At 39.5% G+C, this 20,637-nt stretch carries 21 protein-coding genes; 15 read left to right on the top strand and 6 right to left on the bottom strand.

What is annotated here, in order from left to right:
• On the top strand, positions 1 to 361 hold a 361-nt coding region (locus ACSHZO_RS10990), incomplete at its 5' end, for a hypothetical protein (RefSeq protein ID WP_298247676.1).
• Here the strand turns inward: ACSHZO_RS10990 and gldA are convergent.
• On the bottom strand, positions 352 to 1,269 hold the full coding sequence (gene gldA / locus ACSHZO_RS10985) for a gliding motility-associated ABC transporter ATP-binding subunit GldA (RefSeq protein ID WP_298247675.1): 918 nt from the start codon (positions 1,267 to 1,269) through the stop codon (positions 352 to 354). The genes ACSHZO_RS10990 and gldA overlap by 10 nt on opposite strands.
• 343 nt (positions 1,270 to 1,612) lie before the next feature.
• Between gldA and ACSHZO_RS10980 the strand changes: the two genes are divergently transcribed.
• The 14 genes from ACSHZO_RS10980 (at position 1,613) to ACSHZO_RS10915 (ending at position 16,151) form a co-directional block, all read left to right on the top strand.
• Positions 1,613 to 2,437 (top strand): prephenate dehydratase, encoded by an 825-nt coding sequence (locus tag ACSHZO_RS10980; RefSeq protein WP_298247674.1) that lies wholly within the window; start codon positions 1,613 to 1,615, stop codon positions 2,435 to 2,437.
• Positions 2,434 to 3,579: a pyridoxal phosphate-dependent aminotransferase gene (locus tag ACSHZO_RS10975; protein ID WP_298247673.1), complete on the top strand. Its 1,146-nt coding sequence runs from the start codon at positions 2,434 to 2,436 to the stop codon at positions 3,577 to 3,579. The genes ACSHZO_RS10980 and ACSHZO_RS10975 overlap by 4 nt, the downstream gene beginning before the upstream one ends.
• Positions 3,576 to 4,460: a prephenate dehydrogenase gene (locus tag ACSHZO_RS10970; protein WP_298247672.1), complete on the top strand. Its 885-nt coding sequence runs from the start codon at positions 3,576 to 3,578 to the stop codon at positions 4,458 to 4,460. Before ACSHZO_RS10975 ends, ACSHZO_RS10970 begins: the two co-directional genes overlap by 4 nt.
• Complete coding sequence (locus tag ACSHZO_RS10965; protein ID WP_295180528.1) at positions 4,450 to 5,532, top strand: bifunctional 3-deoxy-7-phosphoheptulonate synthase/chorismate mutase type II; 1,083 nt, start codon at positions 4,450 to 4,452, stop codon at positions 5,530 to 5,532. The genes ACSHZO_RS10970 and ACSHZO_RS10965 overlap by 11 nt, the downstream gene beginning before the upstream one ends.
• An 86-nt stretch (positions 5,533 to 5,618) precedes the next feature.
• The gene (gene rsgA, locus ACSHZO_RS10960; protein WP_298247671.1) at positions 5,619 to 6,563 is read left to right on the top strand and encodes a ribosome small subunit-dependent GTPase A; all 945 of its coding nucleotides are present in this window, start codon (positions 5,619 to 5,621) and stop codon (positions 6,561 to 6,563) included.
• Positions 6,563 to 7,015, top strand: a complete 453-nt coding sequence (dtd, locus tag ACSHZO_RS10955) for a D-aminoacyl-tRNA deacylase (protein WP_298247670.1) — start codon at positions 6,563 to 6,565, stop codon at positions 7,013 to 7,015. The genes rsgA and dtd overlap by 1 nt, the downstream gene beginning before the upstream one ends.
• Positions 7,016 to 7,067: 52 nt before the next feature.
• Positions 7,068 to 8,984 (top strand): DUF3857 domain-containing protein, encoded by a 1,917-nt coding sequence (locus ACSHZO_RS10950; RefSeq protein ID WP_298247669.1) that lies wholly within the window; start codon positions 7,068 to 7,070, stop codon positions 8,982 to 8,984.
• Between the two features lie 2 nt (positions 8,985 to 8,986).
• Positions 8,987 to 11,038, top strand: a complete 2,052-nt coding sequence (locus ACSHZO_RS10945; protein ID WP_298247668.1) for a DUF3857 domain-containing protein — start codon at positions 8,987 to 8,989, stop codon at positions 11,036 to 11,038.
• The gene (locus ACSHZO_RS10940; RefSeq protein ID WP_295180536.1) at positions 11,004 to 11,330 is read left to right on the top strand and encodes a nucleotide pyrophosphohydrolase; all 327 of its coding nucleotides are present in this window, start codon (positions 11,004 to 11,006) and stop codon (positions 11,328 to 11,330) included. The genes ACSHZO_RS10945 and ACSHZO_RS10940 overlap by 35 nt, the downstream gene beginning before the upstream one ends.
• A complete protein-coding gene (locus ACSHZO_RS10935; protein ID WP_298247667.1) occupies positions 11,330 to 11,584 on the top strand; it encodes a hypothetical protein in 255 nt (84 codons plus the stop codon). The genes ACSHZO_RS10940 and ACSHZO_RS10935 overlap by 1 nt, the downstream gene beginning before the upstream one ends.
• Before the next feature lie 27 nt (positions 11,585 to 11,611).
• Positions 11,612 to 12,832, top strand: coding sequence for a 3-phosphoshikimate 1-carboxyvinyltransferase (gene aroA, locus ACSHZO_RS10930; RefSeq protein ID WP_298247666.1), 1,221 nt, complete (start codon positions 11,612 to 11,614; stop codon positions 12,830 to 12,832).
• Positions 12,833 to 12,919: 87 nt separating this feature from the next.
• Positions 12,920 to 13,969 (top strand): tRNA preQ1(34) S-adenosylmethionine ribosyltransferase-isomerase QueA, encoded by a 1,050-nt coding sequence (gene queA, locus ACSHZO_RS10925; RefSeq protein ID WP_295180556.1) that lies wholly within the window; start codon positions 12,920 to 12,922, stop codon positions 13,967 to 13,969.
• A gap of 114 nt (positions 13,970 to 14,083) precedes the next feature.
• On the top strand, positions 14,084 to 15,127 hold the full coding sequence (rlmN, locus tag ACSHZO_RS10920; protein ID WP_298247665.1) for a 23S rRNA (adenine(2503)-C(2))-methyltransferase RlmN: 1,044 nt from the start codon (positions 14,084 to 14,086) through the stop codon (positions 15,125 to 15,127).
• A 46-nt stretch (positions 15,128 to 15,173) separates the two neighbouring features.
• The gene (locus ACSHZO_RS10915) at positions 15,174 to 16,151 is read left to right on the top strand and encodes a polyprenyl synthetase family protein (protein WP_141878566.1); all 978 of its coding nucleotides are present in this window, start codon (positions 15,174 to 15,176) and stop codon (positions 16,149 to 16,151) included.
• Between the two features lie 26 nt (positions 16,152 to 16,177).
• Here the strand turns inward: ACSHZO_RS10915 and ACSHZO_RS10910 are convergent, their stop codons facing one another.
• The 5 genes from ACSHZO_RS10910 to ACSHZO_RS10890 form a co-directional block, all read right to left on the bottom strand.
• Positions 16,178 to 16,426 (bottom strand): hypothetical protein, encoded by a 249-nt coding sequence (locus tag ACSHZO_RS10910; protein WP_298247664.1) that lies wholly within the window; start codon positions 16,424 to 16,426, stop codon positions 16,178 to 16,180.
• 76 nt (positions 16,427 to 16,502) lie between these two features.
• On the bottom strand, positions 16,503 to 16,736 hold the full coding sequence (locus ACSHZO_RS10905) for a hypothetical protein (RefSeq protein WP_295180548.1): 234 nt from the start codon (positions 16,734 to 16,736) through the stop codon (positions 16,503 to 16,505).
• Between the two features lie 47 nt (positions 16,737 to 16,783).
• Positions 16,784 to 17,560 carry a TIGR03915 family putative DNA repair protein gene (locus ACSHZO_RS10900; protein WP_295180550.1) on the bottom strand — a complete coding sequence of 259 codons (777 nt, stop codon included), beginning with the start codon at positions 17,558 to 17,560 and terminating at the stop codon, positions 16,784 to 16,786.
• Complete coding sequence (locus ACSHZO_RS10895) at positions 17,560 to 18,819, bottom strand: putative DNA modification/repair radical SAM protein (protein WP_298247663.1); 1,260 nt, start codon at positions 18,817 to 18,819, stop codon at positions 17,560 to 17,562. Before ACSHZO_RS10895 ends, ACSHZO_RS10900 begins: the two co-directional genes overlap by 1 nt.
• 78 nt (positions 18,820 to 18,897) lie before the next feature.
• Entirely contained in the window at positions 18,898 to 20,583 is a 1,686-nt protein-coding gene (locus ACSHZO_RS10890; RefSeq protein ID WP_298247662.1) for a sulfatase family protein, read from the bottom strand.
• Between the last annotated feature and the right edge of the window lie 54 nt (positions 20,584 to 20,637).

Raw genomic sequence — 20,637 nt, 5'->3', positions numbered from 1 at the left:
CGCTTTATCTTTTAACACGAAGCTTCGACAAGCTCAGCCTCGTTTTAAAAGGATGCCGCTGCAATCCCTAACGCAAACAAATAAGAGGGAGGTTGAGAGTTACAATTGTAGTTTTGAGTTATTGAACCTGCGCTGGATCATTTTATTTTTGTTGGTCAATAAACAGAATTTCCAGGTAGCTACTGCAGAGATCTTAAAAAATACGGGTGTTTCCCTTCGGGCCGGGCTTTCCGCTTTATCTTTTAACACGAAGCTTCGACAAGCTCAGCCTCGTTTTAAAAGGATGCCGCTGCAATCCCTAACGCAAAAAATTTTCGAAAGCAGTAACTCCTTATTTGAACCATGGTTCGATCATTTCTGAGTAAGTTCAGCGAACAGAGTTTCCAGGTTCTTCGTCTTTTGATTTAGCTGTAGCGTTTTGAGTCCGTTATCATGAGCGAAATCAAAAACAGCCGGACGCATGTCTTTGTTGGAATCAAAAATTAGCTCATAGGTAAAGCCGCCGGTATTTTTTGCAGAGATCATTCCAGGGATCTTTTGAAGAGCAATTTCTTCAATTCGATAGTCAAATTCTACAAAGATCACCTGTTCTTTTTCATTCCTAAGATCTTTGAGATACTTATCGGCGACGATCTTTCCATTATTAATAATGAGGACCCGGTCACAGATTGCTTCCACCTCACGCATAATATGCGTGGAAAGAAATACGGTTTTTCCACGCTTACCATCCTTGCCATCTTTTCCAATAGAACTAATTAAGGATCTTATTTCTACCAGCTGATTTGGATCAAGACCTGTAGTAGGTTCATCCAGGATCAATACCTCGGGATCATGCAATAGCGCAGCCGCAAGACCAACACGTTGCCGGTATCCTTTGGATAGTTGTTCTATTTTTTTGTTTGCTTCAGGTGAAAGCCCGGTAAGTTTAATGACTTCTTCAATCCTGTCTTTCGAAGCTGAAAATATGGATGCATGGAACTGCAGGTACTCCCGAACATACATTTCAGTATATAAAGGATTATGCTCTGGTAGATATCCAATACTTCGCTGAAGATCTGCCAGCTGAGTGTCTAGCTCGAAATCGTTGATCCTGGCCTTTCCGGAATCTGCAGTAAGATAGCCGGTAAGGATTTTCATTAATGTTGATTTTCCTGCACCATTAGGTCCAAGAAATCCAACGATCTCCCCGCGGCCAATTTCAAAGCTTATATTTTCCAGCGCCTGCTGATCTCCGAAGCTTTTTGATATGTTATTTACGTGTATAGACATAGATTGAGCTCAAAATTAGGAATAAATCTTCAGAGAACTGACTGATTATCTTTCAATGTTAGCAGTCAATTTTGAGGTATTAAATCGTAATCTGTAAATAATTCACACGAATTTTCCGAATATGGGAAAAGTTCCAATTTGGATCCCGTTTAATTTTGAGTCTTGAATATTAGTACTACTTTAGTAATTCATAATTAATGAAATGACAAGCTTAATTAACTGGAACGCATTCTATTATTTTTATTTCTATACCAGGAATAGAATCGGGAATGCTATATGATTAAGTAAAATAAAATTATATAAAAGTCTCGATCTTAGATCGGGACTTTTTTTTTGGAAAAAAATGAGAAAAGTCGGAATTCAGGGTATTAAAGGGTCTTTTCATCACCTCGTTGTGATGGACTATTTTGGAGAGCAAACTGCAGTGGCTGAACATATGTCATTTCAGGAACTCACTACAGCGCTTGCCTCAGGTGGGACGACAGAAGCTGTGATGGCTATCGAAAACAGTATTGCCGGTTCTATTCTTCCTAATTATGCCCTGATCAATGAATACAAGCTAAAGGTCATTGGTGAGCATTATACTCCGGTAAATATGAATTTGATGGCGGTAATGGGTCAGAAAATAGAGGATATCAAAAAAGTATATTCTCATCCTATGGCCTTGTTGCAGTGCAAGCAATTTTTTAAAAAACATCCGCATATTAAGTTGATCGAAGATGCAGATACTGCAGAGGCTGCCCGAAGAATTGCTTCCGAAGAAAAATTGAATGTTGCGGCAGTGGCGAGTCCTGCAGCGGCGAGTATGTACGGACTCGAAATTCTAGCTTCAGGCATTCATACGATCAAATCCAATACCACCAGATTTTTGGTTCTGGGAATAGAGGAACAAAAACCTAACGGTGATATTCTCGATAAAGCATCCCTGAAATTCGATCTGAAAAGCGATCGTGGAAGCCTGGTTTCAGTACTTAATATCTTACGGGATTCCTATTTGGATCTAACGAAGATACAGTCTTTGCCAATTATAGACGAGCCTTGGAAATATTCATTTTTTGTCGATGTGATCTTTGATAAACGAGAAGATTTTGATCGTGCGATGGATGTATTGAAATTAATGACCGAAGACCTTAATATATTAGGAATTTACAAAAGCAGATTGTCATGAAGACAGCAGAAAGACTGGAAAGCGTACAGGAATACTATTTCTCTAAAAAATTAAGGGAAGTGGCAGCTTTGCGGGAACAGGGCAAGCCGGTGATCAATCTTGGAATTGGAAGTCCGGACCTTGCACCACCGCAGCAAGTAGTAGATGCGATGCAAAATGGGCTAAAACATTCCAAAGCGCATCAATACCAGCCTTATAAAGGAATACCCGAACTAAGAAACGCCATGACAGGCTTTTATTCTCGGTATTATCATGTAAATCTGGATGCTGAAAATGAAATCCTTCCGCTTATGGGAAGTAAGGAAGGAATTATGCATATTTCCATGACGTTTCTGAATAAAGGGGACAAAGTCTTAGTCCCGGATCCAGGCTATCCTACCTATACGTCGGTTTCTGGATTGCTACAGGCAGAAGTTCAGAAGTATACCTTAGATGAATCGCAGAACTGGCTGCCAGATCTGGAAGCATTAGAGCAACAGGGACTTGAAAATGTAAAGATCATGTGGGTAAATTATCCTCATATGCCTACGGGAACCAAAGCGACTGCAGATTTCTTTAAAAAACTGACTGCTTTTGCTGAAAAGAATGAAATTCTGGTAGTCAATGACAATCCTTATAGTTTTATTCAGAATACAGAACCTTTGAGTATTCTAGAAACCAATATAAGAAGCGATTACGTGATGGAGCTTAATTCGCTAAGTAAAAGTTTTAATATGGCTGGCTGGAGAGTTGGTATGCTCGCCGGGAGTTCAAAAAATATAGAAGCTGTTCTAAAAGTAAAGTCGAATATGGATAGCGGCATGTTTTATCCTTTGCAGGCTGGGGCAGTAAAGGCACTTCAGCTTTCAGATGAATGGTTTTTAAAATTGAATGAGTTGTACAGTTCCAGAAAAAAGAAAGTTCTGGAACTGGTAAAAACCTTGAATTGTGAAGCAGCCCCGGGGCAGTCTGGACTTTTCGTTTGGGCGAAAGCTCCTGCAGGTAAAAGTGCAGAGAGCCTGGTTGATGAATTACTGTACGATAAAGATCTGTTCGTAACACCGGGTTTTATATTTGGTGAGCAGGGTAGGAATTATGTTCGTTTCTCCCTTTGTGCTACGGAAGAAATGATCGATGAAGCTTTAAAAAGAATTAGATCATGAAGGTGTTTATAGTAGGAATTGGATTAATAGGCGGAAGTTTCGCGCTGGATCTAAAAGCCGGTATTTCAGGGATAAGTATTACCGGAATCGATGGAAATGAGGATCATCTGAAGCAGGCGCTTGAACTGGGCCTCATAGACAGGATGTCTACGATGGAAGATATTCACGACGCCGACCTTGTTTATCTTGCAATTCCGGTAGACGCCAGCATTAACCTGATTCCTGAAATTTTGGATAGAGTAAAAGATGATTGCGTGGTGATAGATGCCGGGTCGACTAAAGAAAATATTTGCCGGGTAGTCGAGGATCATGCGAAAAGAAGAAATTTTCTGGCAGCACACCCAATTGCGGGAACGGAGTTTTCTGGTCCGCAGGCTGCAATTCATGGATTATTCAGAAATAAGACCAATATCATCTGTGAAGTAGAAAAGACTGCCTTTAAACTTCAGGAAAAAGCTTTAGAGGTATTTCAGAAGATAGGAATGAGAATACGATATATGGATGCACGTTCACATGATCGTCATATAGCTTATGTGTCTCATTTATCGCATATTAGCTCTTTTATGCTGGGAAAAACAGTACTGGAAAAGGAAAAGAACGAGCGTGATATTTTCGATCTTGCAGGAAGTGGTTTTGCCTCGACCGTAAGACTTGCTAAAAGTTCACCGGCAATGTGGGCACCAATTTTTAGTCAGAATAAAAAAAATGTCCTGGAAACTCTCGATGAATATATTCTCAATCTTCAGAATTTCAGAAAATTGATGCAGGAAGACAATTTCGATCAGCTTTACCAGGAAATGGATCGAACCAATCATATAAAAGAAGTATTAAACGGAATAAATAAGAACGAAGATTTAAAATTACACGAGAATGGAAAATAAAAAAGAACTCAGAGGCTGGTTAGACAACTTCAACCTGTCTCACCCGTTGGTGATCGCAGGGCCTTGTAGTGCAGAAACCGAAGAGCAGGTATTAACGATCGCTCACCAGTTAAAAGATAGTGACGCAACTGTTTTACGAGCAGGAATCTGGAAACCAAGAACGCGCCCTGGAAATTTCGAAGGTGTTGGGGCGCTGGGTCTAAAATGGCTTCAGAAGGCGAAAGAGGAAACCGGAATGCTAACTACTACTGAAGTTGCAAACCCGAACCATGTTGATCTTGCATTAAAACATGATGTGGATATTCTCTGGATTGGAGCGCGAACAACGGTTTCTCCATTTATCGTACAGGAGATCGCAGATGCATTGAAAGGAACAGATAAGATCGTACTGGTTAAAAACCCTGTAAATCCAGATCTTGCCTTGTGGCTGGGAGCAGTTGAACGTTTACATACGGCAGATATCAACAACCTTGGAGTAATACATCGTGGCTTCTCTGCTTACGAGAAAACTAAGTACCGTAACAACCCGGAATGGCAGATTCCTATCGAACTACAAAATAAATTCCCGGACCTTCCTTTAATCCTGGATCCATCTCATATTGCAGGAAGAAGAGACATCATCTTCGATCTTTGCCAAACAGGACTTGATCTTAATTTCGACGGAATCATGGTGGAGACGCACCATACTCCAGATAAAGCATGGAGTGATGCGGCTCAACAAATTACACCGGCTGCCTTGATCCAGATGATGGAGGATTTAAAGGTTAGAAAAGAGATCTCTGCCAGTCAGGATTTTCAGAATAAGCTAACTGCTTTGCGTTCTAAGATTGATATTACCGATAGTCAGATTCTGGAGATCTTATCTAAACGTATGAAAATTTCCGAAGAAATAGGACAGGTGAAGAAAGACCAGAACGTAGCAATTCTGCAAACTAAAAGATGGAACGAGATCCTTGGGAAAATGGTACTGGAAGGTGAAGATAAAGGCCTGAGCGAAGAATTCGTTTTAAGATTATTCAAAGCTATTCACCAGGAATCTATTAATCACCAACAGAAAATCCTTGATGTATAAGGGATGATTTCACGCTACCCGGTAGCTTCATAAATTAATGCCTAAATTTGCGGAAAGAAATTATTAGATATGAATAGTTTAGCTTAATGCAGGGAGTTGTTTATAAGTCTACCGGGAGCTGGTATCATGTAAAAGCCGAGAATGGCCGTTTTTACCAATGTCGGATCAAAGGAAAGTTCAGGATACAGGGAATTAAAAGTACAAATCCTGTTGCTGTTGGAGATGTCGTAAGATTTGATGTGGAAGATGGCGAGGAGGAAACCGGGGTGATCAAAAAGATCATCGAACGGGAAAACTATATTATCCGGAAGTCGGTTAATCTGTCAAAGCAAACTCATATCATTGCTTCAAATGTCGACCAGGTCTTTTTGCTGATAACCCTTAATAATCCGCCTACCTTAACCACTTTTATAGACCGCTTTCTGGTGACTGCGGAAGCCTATGCTATCACCGCAGTGCTGCTTTTTAATAAAGTTGATACTTATAGCATTGAAGAACTTGCTGAGGTGAAATACCTGGCAGAACTTTATCGAGGTGCAGGTTATGAGTGTATTGGAATTTCAGCTAAAGAAGGTAAAAACGTAGATAAGGTAAAAGATAAGATGATTGGAAAGACCAGTATGATCTCTGGTCATAGTGGTACCGGAAAATCTACTCTTATCAATGCTATAGAGCCTACTCTTGATCTTAAAACTTCGGAAATTAGCAGGCAGCACAGCCAGGGGCAGCATACCACGACTTTTGCTGAAATGTTCGACCTTCAATTTGATGCTAGAATCATTGATACTCCCGGAATCAAAGGTTTTGGAGTGGTGGATATGGACAAGGAAGAAATTGGCGATTATTTCCCGGAATTTTTTCAGCTAAAACAGCATTGTAAATTTCATAATTGTCTGCATCTTAATGAACCAAAATGTGCTGTAAAAGATGGTCTTGAAGAAGGTGAGATCGCCTGGTCCAGGTACAAAAGTTATTTGCAGATCATGGAAGGTGAAGATGAAAACTACAGAGTAGATCAATACCAGAAATAATGCGAGCAGTAATACAACGAGTTACAGAAGCATCGGTCACGGTTGATCATAAAGTATGCGCGGTAATGCGCGATGGCTTATTGATCCTACTTGGAATAGAGGAGGCCGATACGCAAGAAGATATCGACTGGCTCTGCCGTAAGATCATCAACATGAGAATTTTTGGCGATGGTGAGGGCAAAATGAATGAGTCTCTCAAAACGGTGGATGGAGATGCTATTGTTGTAAGTCAGTTTACCCTACACGCCAGTACGAAAAAAGGGAATAGGCCCAGTTTTATAAATGCTGCAAAACCTGATATCGCAGAACCATTATACCAGGATTTTGTAAAGTCCTTCGAAAAGGAATTTGGTAAAAGCGTTGGGGTAGGAGTCTTTGGAGGAGATATGAAAGTATCCTTGCTCAATGATGGTCCGGTAACAATTATCATCGATTCGAAAGAAAAGCGTTAAAAAGAGTTAATTTTTTATATATTGCCGGCTGAACCAACCTATTTTCAGCTTAATGCGCAAAAGAATCATCACTTTTTTGCTGCTGGTCTGCATGTCTTTCATGTATTCCCAGCAAGAATATTCTATTTTAAAAATTTCCCCGGAATTATTGGAAAATGCAGATGCGGTCGTTCGCAAGATGCATACAAAACTCGTTGTTGAAGACATAGATAAAGTTGTAGTATATACTACGCGGATAGTCACTGTTTTCAATGAGAATGGTGAATACTTCATTGACGCTTACCAGCACTATGATGAGGGTGATGGGATAGAAAAACAACAGGCCATCATAGTTGATGCTATGGGAAATGAAGTTGAAAAGTTCAGGAAAAAAGACTTTTCAGACGTTAGTGCTTTTGGTTCAGGGACCTTATTTGCAGACAATAGGGTTAGTTATTTGGATTATAACGCCAGGAACTATCCATATACCGTAATTTATACCTGTGAATTTGAGAATGAAGACACTGTATTTCTCGATCAATGGTTTCCTCTGGAAGGTTATAATGTAAGCATTGAAGAATCTATTTTCGAGCTTGAAAATCCTGATGCGCATGCACTTAGATTTCAGGAAAACAATTTCGACAAGGTTTCAATAGAAGATCATTCGGTGGAAAATCATTTCCTTTATAAACTGCAAAATGTCAAAGCCAGAAAACACGAAGATTTCGAACCCTCTTTACGCAGAACTACACCCAGCCTTCTATTTAGCCTGGAAAAATTTGAGCTGAAGGGTGTGGCCGGGGAAACCAGAAACTGGAAACATTTTGGTAAATGGATGTATGATAATCTGGTTGCAGAACATGATCACCTTCCGGAGAGCACTATTAAGAAAATAGAAGAGTTGACCAGCTCTGCCAGTAGTATTGAAGAAAAAGCCAGGCTTATATACCAGTACGTTCAGGAAAATACCCGATATATTTCTGTGCAATATGGCATTGGTGGCTGGGAGCCTGAAACTGCCATGAAGGTGGACAGGCTGGGCTATGGCGACTGTAAAGGATTAACGAATTATACGAAAGCTTTGCTTAAAAGTCAGGGGATCGAATCTTATTACACTGTAATCCATGCAGGCGATTCAAAACGTCATATAAAGCCAGATTTCACCATCATGCAGGGGAATCATGTGATCCTGAATATTCCTTCGGAAGATGGTACAGATCTGTGGTTGGAATGTACAAGCCAGACTACTCCTTTCAACTATATGGGTGACTTCACAGATGATCGCTACGCGCTAAGAGTTACAGAAGAAGGTGGAGAGATCATACGTACCAGAAAATATGAAGTATCAGATAATGTACAGGCGATAGAATGCGATATTCAGCTGGACGAAAACGGTAATTTCGATGCAGAATTCATCAGAATCTCAGAAGGTATTCCTTATGGTGATCGCTACGGATTAAAGAGAGAAACTGAAGATGATCTTAAAAAATACTATAGAAATGAATGGGGCAGACTTCAGAATCTGCATTTTGAGAACATTGCTTTTGAAGATGATCGGGTCGCTATTCAATTTCAGGAGAAACTGAAGTTTAGTGGTAGCAGGCTGGCGAGTCCTGCCGGGGAGAGATTACTGGTTCCGCTCAATTTTATTCAGCAGGGAAACATCATGAAGAAAACTTCACAGGAGCGAACGATGCCTTTTGTGTTCGAACGTGGAAAAACCTACAAAGATCACTTCAGCTTTAAGATTCCGCTAGGTTATAAGATCGAAGCATTACCTGGAAGTGACGAGATTGCTTCAGAATTTGGAGAATTCAGCATAAGCATAAGCGCTTCCGAAGAAAATAAAAGTATAGAAGTAGAAAGAGTTCTCATTATTCACGAAGGGGAGTGGCCTAGGGAGCAATTCCAGAATTTCACCCAGTTTATTGACAAAGTAAACACCTTAAATAATTTAAAAGCAGTAATCGCCAAATCTGAAAAATCCTAACCATGACCAAATACCTTTTTATCCTCAGTTTCCTAATTCTGAGCAGCACAACCTATGCGCAAAATTATAAATTCGGGAAAGTATCTAAAAGTGAAGTTGCCCAGAAACAACATGACAAAGATCCGGATGCGAATGCTGCCATTTTATATAAATATCAGCGCACATACTATGATTATAAACAAAACACCGGCTTTTTTGTGGTAACCGAATATCACGAGAGAATCAAGATCTACAATAAAGATGGTTTTGACTGGGCAACGCATAGTATAAATGCCTATAAAGGCGGTTATGAGGAAAGTGTTTCTGGAGTAAGAGGAGTAAGTTATAACCTGGAAAACGGAAAGGTTGAGGAAACCAAGCTTGATCGTAAGGATATTTATGAGAATGAGGCAAGCAAATATCGCGAGCTTACTACGTTCACCATGCCGGCAGTAAAAGAGGGAACGGTGATCGAATATGAGTATAAGAAAATCAGCGACCGAATCACGACCTCCATGGATCGTATCAATTTACAGTATACAATTCCTATTGACAAGCTGAACATTAGCGTGACAATTCCGGAATATTTAAATTTTGGAGTTTATAATAATCCAAAAGCAGCTTTTTACGCTAAAATTAATCAGGGAACCAAGCCATTTAAAAGATCCTTTTCTAATAATCAGAGAAATTCTTCCTACGGCGGAAAAGTTGTTAGCCATTCTACCAGTAACAGTGTGCTAGATTATATGCAGAACACTTATGAGATCGACCAGGAAGATATCCCTGCCCTGAAGACTGAAAGTCACGTAGATTATATGGAGAATTACGCAGCATTTTTAGATTGGGAATTAAAGTTTACCAAGTTTCCAAATTCTCCTATTGATAATTATTCGCAAACCTGGGAAGGTGTTTCCAAGTCCATTTATAATGATAGCGGATTCAATACAGAACTACGCAATCAGCGTTTTTTCGATGATGATATCGATGCTTTGCTTGGCACATTGACCAACCAGGAACAAAAAATGAATAAGATCTTCAATTTTGTAAAGCAGAAGATGACCTGGAATGATTACGTGGGATATATAGCTGAAAATGGACTGCGTGATGCTTACGAGGAAGGCATTGGAAATACCGGGGATATCAACCTGTTACTGGTTTCCATGCTGAAGTATGCTAATATCGATGCAAATCCAGTCCTGGTAAGTACGGTTAGCAATGGAACTCCATTGTTTCCAACAAAAAATGGATTTAATTACTTAATTGCTGCCGCAAAAATCGGGGATAAAGTGATCCTTATGGATGCAAGTGATCCACTGGCTATTCCTGGGGAGCTGCCTAAAAGAGCAAGAAACTGGCAAGGTAGATTGATTCGTGAAGATGGTACTTCAGAATGGGTGAACCTGCAACCTTTATATTTTTCAGAAAATAAAACCAGGCTGAATGTCCAGCTGGCAGAAGATGGAATTTCAGGTAAATACTTCAATAATCTTGATGCTCTTTATGCTAGAAACTTCAGATTAAATCATGGGAATTTAAGCGATGCTACGGCCAACCTGGAATCGGCATCGAGCAACTATTCCATTTCCGAAGTAAAGATTGAAAACTTTGAGCAGCTTGGAGAAGGAATTCACAATACCTATGAGTTCAATACCCAAAGTGGTCAGGATGTGATCGGGGACAAGATCTACGTAAAGCCTATGTTGTTTGATGTAACTTCTGAAAATCCTTTTAAAGCTGAAACCAGAACACTTCCAATCTATTTTGATTTTCCAATGAAGAAGCATCACCAGGTGAATATGTTGATTCCTGAAGGCTATGAGGTAGAATCGCTTCCGCAGAGCGCTATGGTACATTTAAAAGATGCCGCCGGAGAGTTTAAATACCTGGTAAAGCACAGCAACAATGTGATAAGAATAGATTCTGAAGTGAATCTGGCACAAACAATTTTTGCTGCGACAGACTATGAATACATTCAAAAGTTTTACGACAACATTATCAAAAAACAAAATGAAAGCATAGTTTTGAAGAAAATTTCAGCAGATGGACTTGAAGAACGCGCAGATAGCGGTAGATAACTGGATACAGGAACACGGGGTGCGATATTTCAATGAGCTTACCAATATGGCTCAGTTAACAGAAGAAGTTGGAGAAGTTGCCCGTATCATTGCCCGTCGTTATGGGGAGCAGAGTGAGAAAGAAAGCGATAAGAACAAAGACCTTGGTGAGGAGCTGGCAGATGTGGTATTTGTAGTGCTTTGCCTGGCAAACCAGACTGGAATTAATTTGCAGGATGCATTTGATAAAAAGCTTGACCTCAAGACACAACGTGATAAGGACAGACATAAGAACAACGAAAAACTGCAATAATGAAGTTCAAAGAAATGGTTTCTGAACGTCCATTCTGGAAGTCGGTTTTCTGGTTAGGTATTTCATTTCTCGTATTGTATAATGTAATCACGATGCTATTCGAATATGGTGGTTTCGAATTTACGAGGTTCTTTGAAGAGCGTACGGCAAATGGGAAATTAGCTCGCTTTATTATAGGACAGTTGATCGCTTCGTTTCTTTACGGTTTTATTTTGTCTTTTGGACAGTTTCGCAGTAAAGAAAAGAAAGAGTAATTTCGTAATTCATCTTTACGAACTCTCATGAATTTATCCCTACATACCGAAGAAAAAAATCTGAAAGCAGCGCTTCAAATCACCGGTTCTAAAAGTGAATCGAATCGTTTGCTAATTCTGCAGGCATTATACCCTGAAATTTCGATCGAAAATCTTTCGAATAGTGATGATTCTGAAGTATTGAAAAAAGCCATTGAAAAAGGGAACGGGATCATAGATATACATCACGCGGGAACGGCAATGCGTTTTCTAACGGCTTACTTTGCGGTGAAGGAAGGCTGTGAAGTTGAGCTTACCGGAAGCAAAAGAATGAAGGAGCGACCAGTTAGATTACTGGTGGATGCCTTACAACGTATGGGCGCCGATATCACTTATAAAAATGAGACCGGTTACCCACCTTTAGTGATTAAGGGAAAAAAATTACACGCTTCTTCAGTCAAGCTGGAAGCCAATGTGAGCAGCCAGTATATTTCTGCATTGATGCTCATAGGTGCAACCTTACCAAAAGGGCTTGAGATCATTCTGGAAGGTCCCGTAACTTCCACGCCCTACATTCTTATGACGCTGGAAATTATCAAACAGGTAGGGATTAATGGTAAATTTGTAAAGGACCGGATCTTTATTGAACCTCAGGAATCTGTAAAAACTGTAACTATTCCTGTGGAATCAGACTGGAGTTCTGCTTCTTACTTCTATAGTCTTGCCGCTATTTCTGAAACTGCGGAAATTAAACTTAATAATTACCAAAAGGAAAGCAGGCAGGGAGATTCTTCCCTTGCTGAAATTTATAAGCATTTTGGTGTGGAAACCATTTATACTGAAAATAGTATCACACTGAAGAAGACAGGAAAGGCTCGTGCTCGAAGTCTTCGGGAAGATCTTCGTAACTCTCCTGATATCGCACAAACTATCGCCGTTACCTGTCTTGCAACAAAAACCGAGTGTATGCTCACAGGTCTACATACTCTGAAAATCAAAGAAACTGACCGGTTGCAGGCTCTCAAAAATGAAATTGAGAAATTTGGTACAGAAGTCAGAATTACTGGAGATAGTTTGCAACTAATTCCAAATCCCGAATTGAAGCAGGGTGTTGAGATCGAAACTTATAATGATCATCGCATGGCGATGGCTTTCGCTCCACTTGCTTTAAAGACAGATCTCCGTATTCTGGACGCTGGAGTCGTGTCTAAATCTTATCCAGATTTCTGGGAAGATCTTAAAGAACTTGGCTACACCTGTAAAGAATAGAATTATTCTATAAATAAACCGCCATTTACTTGACAACGCCTATGTTGAGATTGTATATTTGCAGCTTTTAAAACAGGAACTATGGGAATGAAACTTTCTAATTTCAATTTTGAACTGCCTCAGGAACTTTTGGCTGAATATCCTTCTGAAAACAGGGATGAAGCAAGGCTAATGGTTCTAAACCGCAAAGAGCAGACGATTGAACATAAAAAATTTAAAGATTTAATTGATTATTTCGAACCGGAAGATGTGATGGTTCTTAATAACACGAAAGTTTTTCCTGCGCGGCTCTTCGGAAATAAAGAGAAAACCGGGGCCAGAATTGAAGTTTTCCTACTTAGAGAGTTGAACCCAGAAACAAAATTGTGGGACGTACTTGTTGATCCTGCAAGAAAAATAAGAATTGGTAATAAATTATACTTCGGTGAAGACGAAAGTCTTGTTGCTGAAGTAATCGATAATACAACCTCAAGAGGTAGAACGCTTCGTTTTCTTTACGATGGATCTTACAGTGATTTCAGACAGAAATTAAAGGATTTAGGGCAAACCCCTCTTCCGAAGTATATCAAGAGAGAAGTAGAGCCTGAAGACGAAGAAAGATACCAGACGATCTACGCCAAAAATGAAGGTGCTGTTGCAGCTCCTACTGCAGGACTACACTTTTCCAAGCACTTACTTAAACGCTTGGAGATTAAAGGTGTTGATTTCGCTGAGGTTACACTCCATGTTGGACTGGGAACTTTCAGCCCGGTGGAAGTTGAAGATCTTTCCAAGCATAAGATGGATAGTGAGGAAGCTTTTATTGAAAAGAACGCTACAGATGTTATCAACCAGGCGAAACGCGATAAGCGCAGAGTTTGTGCCGTTGGTACAACTGTAATGAGGGTGCTTGAGAGTGCTGTATCTTCAGACCAAACCTTAAACGAATTTGGTGGATGGACTAACAAGTTCATCTTTCCTCCATACGATTTCAATATTGCAAACTGTATGATCACTAATTTCCATACGCCAAAATCTACGTTATTGATGATGGTTTCTGCATTTGCCGGTCATGATTTTATGAAAAAGGCTTACGAAGAAGCAGTAAAGGAAAAATACAGATTCTATACTTATGGTGACGCAATGCTGATCATCTAATGAGTTTTAAATAAAATTTAAAGGCCATAATCCGATGTCGGTTTATGGCCTTTTTTGTAAGCTATTGTCTGGTAAAAGACTGAAGCTTCGGTAATAACTTTGTAATTTAGCAGCGTGAAAGACAGGAAAAAAGATATACGGGCATTAACCAAGCAGCAATTGCAGGAGTTCTTTGTATCACAGGGAGATAAATCCTTTCGTGGAACTCAGGTTTATGAATGGCTATGGAGTAAAGCAGCGCATTCTTTTGAGGATATGACGAACCTCACGAAGTCTACCCGGCAAATGCTGGATGAGAACTTTGTGATCAATCATATTCGGGTAGATCGTATGCAGCGAAGCAGTGATGGTACGATAAAAAATGCGGTGAAACTACATGATTCACTTACTGTAGAATCTGTATTGATCCCAACAAAAACAAGAACTACGGCTTGTGTTTCCTCACAGGTTGGTTGCAGTCTTGATTGCCAGTTTTGTGCTACTGCAAAGTTAAAACGCATGCGTAATCTTAATCCTGATGAAATTTACGATCAGGTGGTTGCGATCGATAACGAAAGCAGGTTATATTTTGACCGACCATTGTCCAACATCGTATTCATGGGAATGGGTGAGCCTTTAATGAATTACAATAACGTAATGAAGTCTATTGAAAAGATCACTTCTCCGGAAGGTCTGGGCATGTCACCAAAAAGAATAACAATATCAACCTCTGGCGTTCCCAAGATGATTAAGAAGCTGGCTGATGATGAAGCTAAGATCAAACTGGCAGTATCACTGCATTCGGCCAGAAACGAAGTACGGACACAGATTATGCCTTTCAACGAAACTTTCCCGCTGGAAGATCTTAGAGAATCTCTTGAATACTGGTATTCAAAAACCGGAAGCCGGATTACTTACGAATATATTGTCTGGAAAGATATTAACGATACCCGGGAAGATGCGCAGGCGCTGGTACGTTTCTGTAAATATGTTCCTTGTAAGGTTAACCTTATAGAGTACAATCCAATTGATGATGGTAATTTCCAGCAGGCAGCTGGAGAAGCAACGAGAATGTACGAGCAAATGCTGGAAAGAAACAATATTACAGTAACGGTAAGGCGTTCAAGAGGTAAGGATATTGATGCAGCCTGTGGGCAGCTGGCGAATAAATCGGCTTAATGATAAAGGATAAAACCTCTTTAAAACTCTTATATTTACAGCCTTAATGAAGGTCATCTCTCAAATAAAGCTACCGGTAGAAAAAGAGATGGAACTTTTTGAAAAAAAGTTCTTCGAATCCATGTCTTCCAAAGTAGCCCTTCTAAACAGGATCACTCATTATATCGTAAACCGAAAAGGGAAGCAAATGCGTCCCATGTTCGTATTCCTGGTTGCCAAAATGGTTTCTGAAGGTAATGTAAACGAGAGAACTTATCGTGGCGCATCTGTCATTGAGCTGATACATACTGCCACCCTGGTACACGATGATGTTGTAGATGATTCCAACAGAAGAAGAGGTTTCTTCAGTATAAACGCTTTATGGAAAAATAAGATCGCCGTTCTTGTGGGCGATTATTTGTTAAGTAAAGGATTATTACTTTCTATAGATAATAATGATTTTGATCTGTTAAAGATTATTTCTGTAGCTGTTCGCGAAATGAGCGAAGGAGAGCTACTGCAAATCGAGAAAGCCCGAAGACTTGATATTACCGAAGCGGTTTATTATGATATTATAAGACAGAAAACTGCAACACTAATCGCGGCTTGTTGTAGTCTTGGTGCGGCTTCTGTAAATCCTGAAAGTCCTGATGTCGCAAAAATGCGAAGATTTGGGGAGCTTATAGGTATGGCCTTCCAGATCAAGGATGACCTTTTTGACTATGGTACTGAGAAGATAGGGAAACCTACGGGAATTGATATTAAGGAGCAAAAAATGACCTTGCCTTTAATCTATACCTTAAATACTGTTTCTGAAAAAGATCAGAAGTGGTTGATCAATTCTGTCAAGAATCATAATAAGGATCGCAAAAGGGTAAGAGAAGTAATTGATTTCGTGAAGGACAACGGCGGACTGGACTACGCAGTTAAACGTATGAAAGAGTTCCAGAAAGAAGCTCTATTATTATTGCAGGACTATCCGGAATCTGAATACCGGGACAGTTTAGAGCTAATGGTAAATTACGTTATAGAACGAAAAAAATAAAGCGACACATCGTGCCGCTTTTCATGCTACTGGACAGCATCGTTTGTCGCTTCCTCATTATTCACATCGTCTGTATCGTGAATTTCTTCATCGATCTCTTCACCAACTTTCTTAGCTCCGCGCTCGATCTTTTCTCCAGCTTCTCTCGCTCCATCTTCAATGTCATTTCCAATCGCTTCTGCTGCTTCCTCAGTTTTTTCCTGGGTTGTTTCTCGGCAGGAATACATAGAAATACTCATTGCAGCTAAGGCCAGGATCATTACAGTTTTTTTCATTATTTATAAATTTTAGGGTTAAACTAAAAAAAGCCATTCAAATGAATGGCTTTAATCATATTAAGAAAGAAAATGATTACATATCATCATCACCGTTCATATCGTCAGTTCCTTCTACTTCTTCTTCCATTTCGGTTTCAGCGTTCTCAGCAGCAGCTTCTACTTCCTGACCAGCTTCTTCCAATTCGTTTTCTACGTTTTCACCTGCTTGCTCCATGTCTTCTTCGATGTTCTCTTCAGTAGTTTCTCTACAAGAATAGATAGAAAGGCTCATTGAAGCAACTGCAAATAATAATAAAAATTTTTTCATTGTAAAATGTTTAATTAGTTGAAGACACAAATTTAAACAAAATTTTATTATGCAAAAGGACTCTTTTCACTTAAATATTTCCAATATCTTTTAGGAACGTGTTGTATGTGAAGCCGCATATTTACTCGACTTTTGATATTTGTAGAGTCAAAATAATCTTTCCATAAATGCTGAAAGTAGATTTCGCCTTCAGCAAAATAGTCGGGATTTCCGCCTGAGATGCCTATATCTTCGGGTAATTCCATCGAAACATATTCTGCCTTCTGAAGATCATAGTGTACACCTAATTTTCGCTTAAGATCATAGATCAACCATCGCTGGTCTGCATATCTGCTTTTGAAATGCTTCGTGATCACAGGCAATACATTAAAGTCTGGTTCGATCACCGCGAAATAAAGATCATCTTTAGTAAGTCTGAATCTTATGAATGCCTCCATTCTATGCTTTTCGCGTCCAACTTGTTTTGCAGCTTTAGATATATCCAGCACTGAAGGATGCGAATAGTCCAGTTCTGCTTTCTCCTGCGAACTATAGACATATCGTATCATATCATACATCTTAAGTTCGATCCCGGGAATTTCACTCAGGAAAGAATAGTACAATCTCGTAAACCCGTTAGATGACAACTTTTTCTTCAACGATTTTAAAACTCTCTGTACCTTGAAATCTTCAGTTATTACTTCTAGAGTTTCACTAAATAGTTGTTTTTGATCTTCTCCTTCAGGAATGATCTCAGCGATTTCCAGCTTCTGCTCATAGGCATTGAAGACACAGGTTAAAAATCCCGGAAAACTACCATCATATTTCAGTACAACGCTTTTCATTAAAATAAACTAAGTTGCTGATTAAATTCCTTTCGATATTTACTGAAGGAATTCTGAATAATTAACTGCTTTAAGTTTTCACTGCTTACGTCTTTAAGTTCCTTTTCCCTGGCATCACAAGTGATAAAATATTTAGCGCGATTCATAGAAATGCCGATCTTTTTAAGATGCTCCCAATTCAATTTTCTAAATTTTCGTGCCTGAAGAATTTTATTAACCGACTTTAGTCCAATTCCCGGAACGCGTAATAATAACTGCTTGTCGACTTTATTGATATCTACAGGGAATAAATGTCGGTTGCGAAGTGCATAACTCAGTTTAGGATCTATGTCCATTTCAAGATGCTGGAAATCATTATTTAAAAGTTCCCGAACATCATAGCCATAGAAGCGCATCAACCAATCTGTTTGATAGAGCCGGTTTTCACGCATCATGGGTACCTGGGTCCCTAATGCAGGTAAACGCGGATCATTACTAATCGGGACATAACCAGAGTAATAAACACGCTTCATATTATAGTTCTTATAGAAGAATGCTGATGAATACATGATATCCCGATCGCTTTCGCCAGTAGCCCCAACAATCATCTGGGTACTTTGACCAGCGGGAGCATATTTAGGAGTGCTCTTAATAAGTTTCGATTCAGATTTGTACTGAATGATCTCATTCTTCACCTTCTCCATTGGCTTCATAAAGTCCTCATGTTTCTTCTCGGGCGCAAGTAGTTTCAAACCGGATTTTGTTGGGATCTCAATATTTACGCTTAGTCTGTCCGCGTAGAGTCCGGCCTCTCTCATTAATTCATCACTGGCTCCGGGAATACTCTTAAGATGTATATAGCCATTAAAGTTCTCCTCTTCCCGCAACTTTTTGGCTACCCGAATCAATCTTTCCATCGTATGATCGGGACTCTTAAAGATTCCGGAACTTAGAAAAAGACCTTCGATGTAATTCCTACGATAAAAGCTTATGGTAAGATCTACAACTTCCTGTACTTTAAAAGCAGCTCTTTTAATATCATTAGATTTTCGAGTAACGCAATAAGCGCAATCGAATATGCAATAATTCGTAAGAAGGATCTTTAATAAGGAGACGCAACGGCCATCCTGAGTATAGGAATGGCAAATGCCCATCCCTGAAGAGTCACCCAGACCTTTCTTAGTATTGGTTCGCTTAGATCCACTACTAGAACATGAAACATCATATTTTGCAGCGTCTGCAAGGATATTTAATTTTTCTTTTATTCGATCGAAATCCATAATTAGGAATTTATCCAAAAATAGGAAATATTCCATAACCGTACTGACTACTAAACGATAAACTATTAGCTCAAAAGATTAATTTTGTTTTAAATATTGATAACCTTCATAAGTATCTGGCTCCTCATCAGCAAGACGTGCAAAATTTTCATAGGCTTTTTTAACCTTTGCTTTTGGCGTAGTGGCAAATTCCTCTTCGGTCACTGCGTATTTTTTCTGCAGTTCTTTCAACTCTAAGTATAGTTTTTGCTGAATGTCCGCGTACTTTTGATCACCATATAGATTATTCAATTCTTTTGGATCTGTCTCAAGATCGTAAAGTTCCCATTCGTCAATATCATCGTAAAAATGAATCAGTTTATACCGGTCCGTTCTTATTCCGTAGTGCCTTTTCACCATATGAAAAGCTGGAAAATCATAATAATGATAGTAAATGGCATTTCTGAAGTTCTTATTGTTTTCAGAATTGGAGAGTAACGACTTAAGAGTTTTGCCCTGCATTTTTTCAGGTATTTTAGCGCCGGCATAGTCCAGAAAGGTTGGAGCGAAATCCAGATTTTGAGTCAGTGCGTCGATGACAGTTCCTTTTGCAATCGCTTTAGGATATTGAATAAGCAAAGGCATGGCCAATGACTCTTCATACATAAAACGCTTATCAAAAAAGCCTTTCTCACCCAGATAGAATCCCTGGTCTGTGGTATAAACGATAATGGTGTTCTCAGTGAGTCCTGCTGCATCCAGGTAATCGAGGATTTTTCCAACACCTTCATCTACGGCCTGTACAGTTCCCATATAATCTCGCATATATCTTTGCCCTTTCCATTCCGCAAGATCTTTTCCTTTCAGATCAGCTTCATGGAACGCGTCATTTTTGGGTCGGTAGGCTTTATTCCAGTTGGCACGCTGAGGTTTTGTCATTCTATCAAAATCTGTTTTCCACGGATTATGTCTCAACGAATCACTGCCTTTCTCAATGCTCATTTTGAGATCATGGCCTTCATACATGTCATTGTAAATAGTTTGTAACTGGTGTTTTGCAGCAAGCTGATTTTCATGTTTACTGTAAAAACTTTCTGGAAGTGGAAATTTGATAGAATCGTAGGTGTTGATGTGTCTTATTGGTGGCATCCAGTTTCTATGTGGAGCCTTATGATGAACCATCAGAAAGAAAGGTTTCTTCTTTTCATCGGAATCTCGGTTCTGTAACCATTCTATACTCATATCGGTAATGAGGTCTGTTGCATATCCTTCAACAACGCTGGTGTCATTTTTGGTAATAAACTCGGGGTTGTAATAATTTCCCTGGTCGTTGAGGATCTGCCAGTGATCGAAACCCTCTGGCTTACCATGCAAATGCCATTTTCCAACGATAGAGGTATTGTATCCTGCATTTCTAAGGTATTTTGGCAGTGTAGGCTGAGAACCATCGAAGGTGTCCCCATTCATTCTGAAGCCATTAATATGACTGAACTTTCCAGTTAAGATCACAGCCCTGCTGGGACCACAAATAGAATTCGTGCAGAAATTATTCAAAAAGCGAGCTCCATTATTTGCAATCCGGTCAATATTTGGAGTTGGAGCTAGTTGACTTACCGGATGCCCATATGCGCTTATAGCCTGAGCCGCGTGATCATCTGTCATAATAAAGATGATATTGGGTTTTGTATCTGTAATTGGATCTTCAGAAGTTTTTTCCTGGCAGGATTGCAAAAGGATCAAGGATAAAAGTGTTAGAAATTGAATAGGCGAGATTCGATGTAGCATTAAGATAGATTTTGTACTGAGGAAAAATACAAAAGTTTTATAGAAATTGTTTAA

The organism is Christiangramia sp. 3-2217-3z (genome assembly GCF_051195275.1).
GTDB lineage: Bacteria > Bacteroidota > Bacteroidia > Flavobacteriales > Flavobacteriaceae > Christiangramia > Christiangramia marina.
The sequence above is the reverse complement of the archived record's forward strand: the minus strand, read 5'-3'. Positions and strand labels throughout refer to the sequence as shown.

Excerpts from the sequence above, each read along its gene's own strand:
- gldA (WP_298247675.1), bottom strand. The coding sequence starts at position 1,269 with ATGTCTATACACGTAAATAACATATCAAAAAGCTTCGGAGATCAGCAG.
- ACSHZO_RS10980 (WP_298247674.1), top strand. The coding sequence starts at position 1,613 with ATGAGAAAAGTCGGAATTCAGGGTATTAAAGGGTCTTTTCATCACCTC.
- ACSHZO_RS10975 (WP_298247673.1), top strand. The coding sequence starts at position 2,434 with ATGAAGACAGCAGAAAGACTGGAAAGCGTACAGGAATACTATTTCTCT.
- ACSHZO_RS10970 (WP_298247672.1), top strand. The coding sequence starts at position 3,576 with ATGAAGGTGTTTATAGTAGGAATTGGATTAATAGGCGGAAGTTTCGCG.
- ACSHZO_RS10965 (WP_295180528.1), top strand. The coding sequence starts at position 4,450 with ATGGAAAATAAAAAAGAACTCAGAGGCTGGTTAGACAACTTCAACCTG.
- rsgA (WP_298247671.1), top strand. The coding sequence starts at position 5,619 with ATGCAGGGAGTTGTTTATAAGTCTACCGGGAGCTGGTATCATGTAAAA.
- dtd (WP_298247670.1), top strand. The coding sequence starts at position 6,563 with ATGCGAGCAGTAATACAACGAGTTACAGAAGCATCGGTCACGGTTGAT.
- ACSHZO_RS10950 (WP_298247669.1), top strand. The coding sequence starts at position 7,068 with ATGCGCAAAAGAATCATCACTTTTTTGCTGCTGGTCTGCATGTCTTTC.
- ACSHZO_RS10945 (WP_298247668.1), top strand. The coding sequence starts at position 8,987 with ATGACCAAATACCTTTTTATCCTCAGTTTCCTAATTCTGAGCAGCACA.
- ACSHZO_RS10940 (WP_295180536.1), top strand. The coding sequence starts at position 11,004 with ATGGACTTGAAGAACGCGCAGATAGCGGTAGATAACTGGATACAGGAA.
- ACSHZO_RS10935 (WP_298247667.1), top strand. The coding sequence starts at position 11,330 with ATGAAGTTCAAAGAAATGGTTTCTGAACGTCCATTCTGGAAGTCGGTT.
- aroA (WP_298247666.1), top strand. The coding sequence starts at position 11,612 with ATGAATTTATCCCTACATACCGAAGAAAAAAATCTGAAAGCAGCGCTT.
- queA (WP_295180556.1), top strand. The coding sequence starts at position 12,920 with ATGAAACTTTCTAATTTCAATTTTGAACTGCCTCAGGAACTTTTGGCT.
- ACSHZO_RS10915 (WP_141878566.1), top strand. The coding sequence starts at position 15,174 with ATGAAGGTCATCTCTCAAATAAAGCTACCGGTAGAAAAAGAGATGGAA.
- ACSHZO_RS10910 (WP_298247664.1), bottom strand. The coding sequence starts at position 16,426 with ATGAAAAAAACTGTAATGATCCTGGCCTTAGCTGCAATGAGTATTTCT.
- ACSHZO_RS10905 (WP_295180548.1), bottom strand. The coding sequence starts at position 16,736 with ATGAAAAAATTTTTATTATTATTTGCAGTTGCTTCAATGAGCCTTTCT.
- ACSHZO_RS10900 (WP_295180550.1), bottom strand. The coding sequence starts at position 17,560 with ATGAAAAGCGTTGTACTGAAATATGATGGTAGTTTTCCGGGATTTTTA.
- ACSHZO_RS10895 (WP_298247663.1), bottom strand. The coding sequence starts at position 18,819 with ATGGATTTCGATCGAATAAAAGAAAAATTAAATATCCTTGCAGACGCT.
- ACSHZO_RS10890 (WP_298247662.1), bottom strand. The coding sequence starts at position 20,583 with ATGCTACATCGAATCTCGCCTATTCAATTTCTAACACTTTTATCCTTG.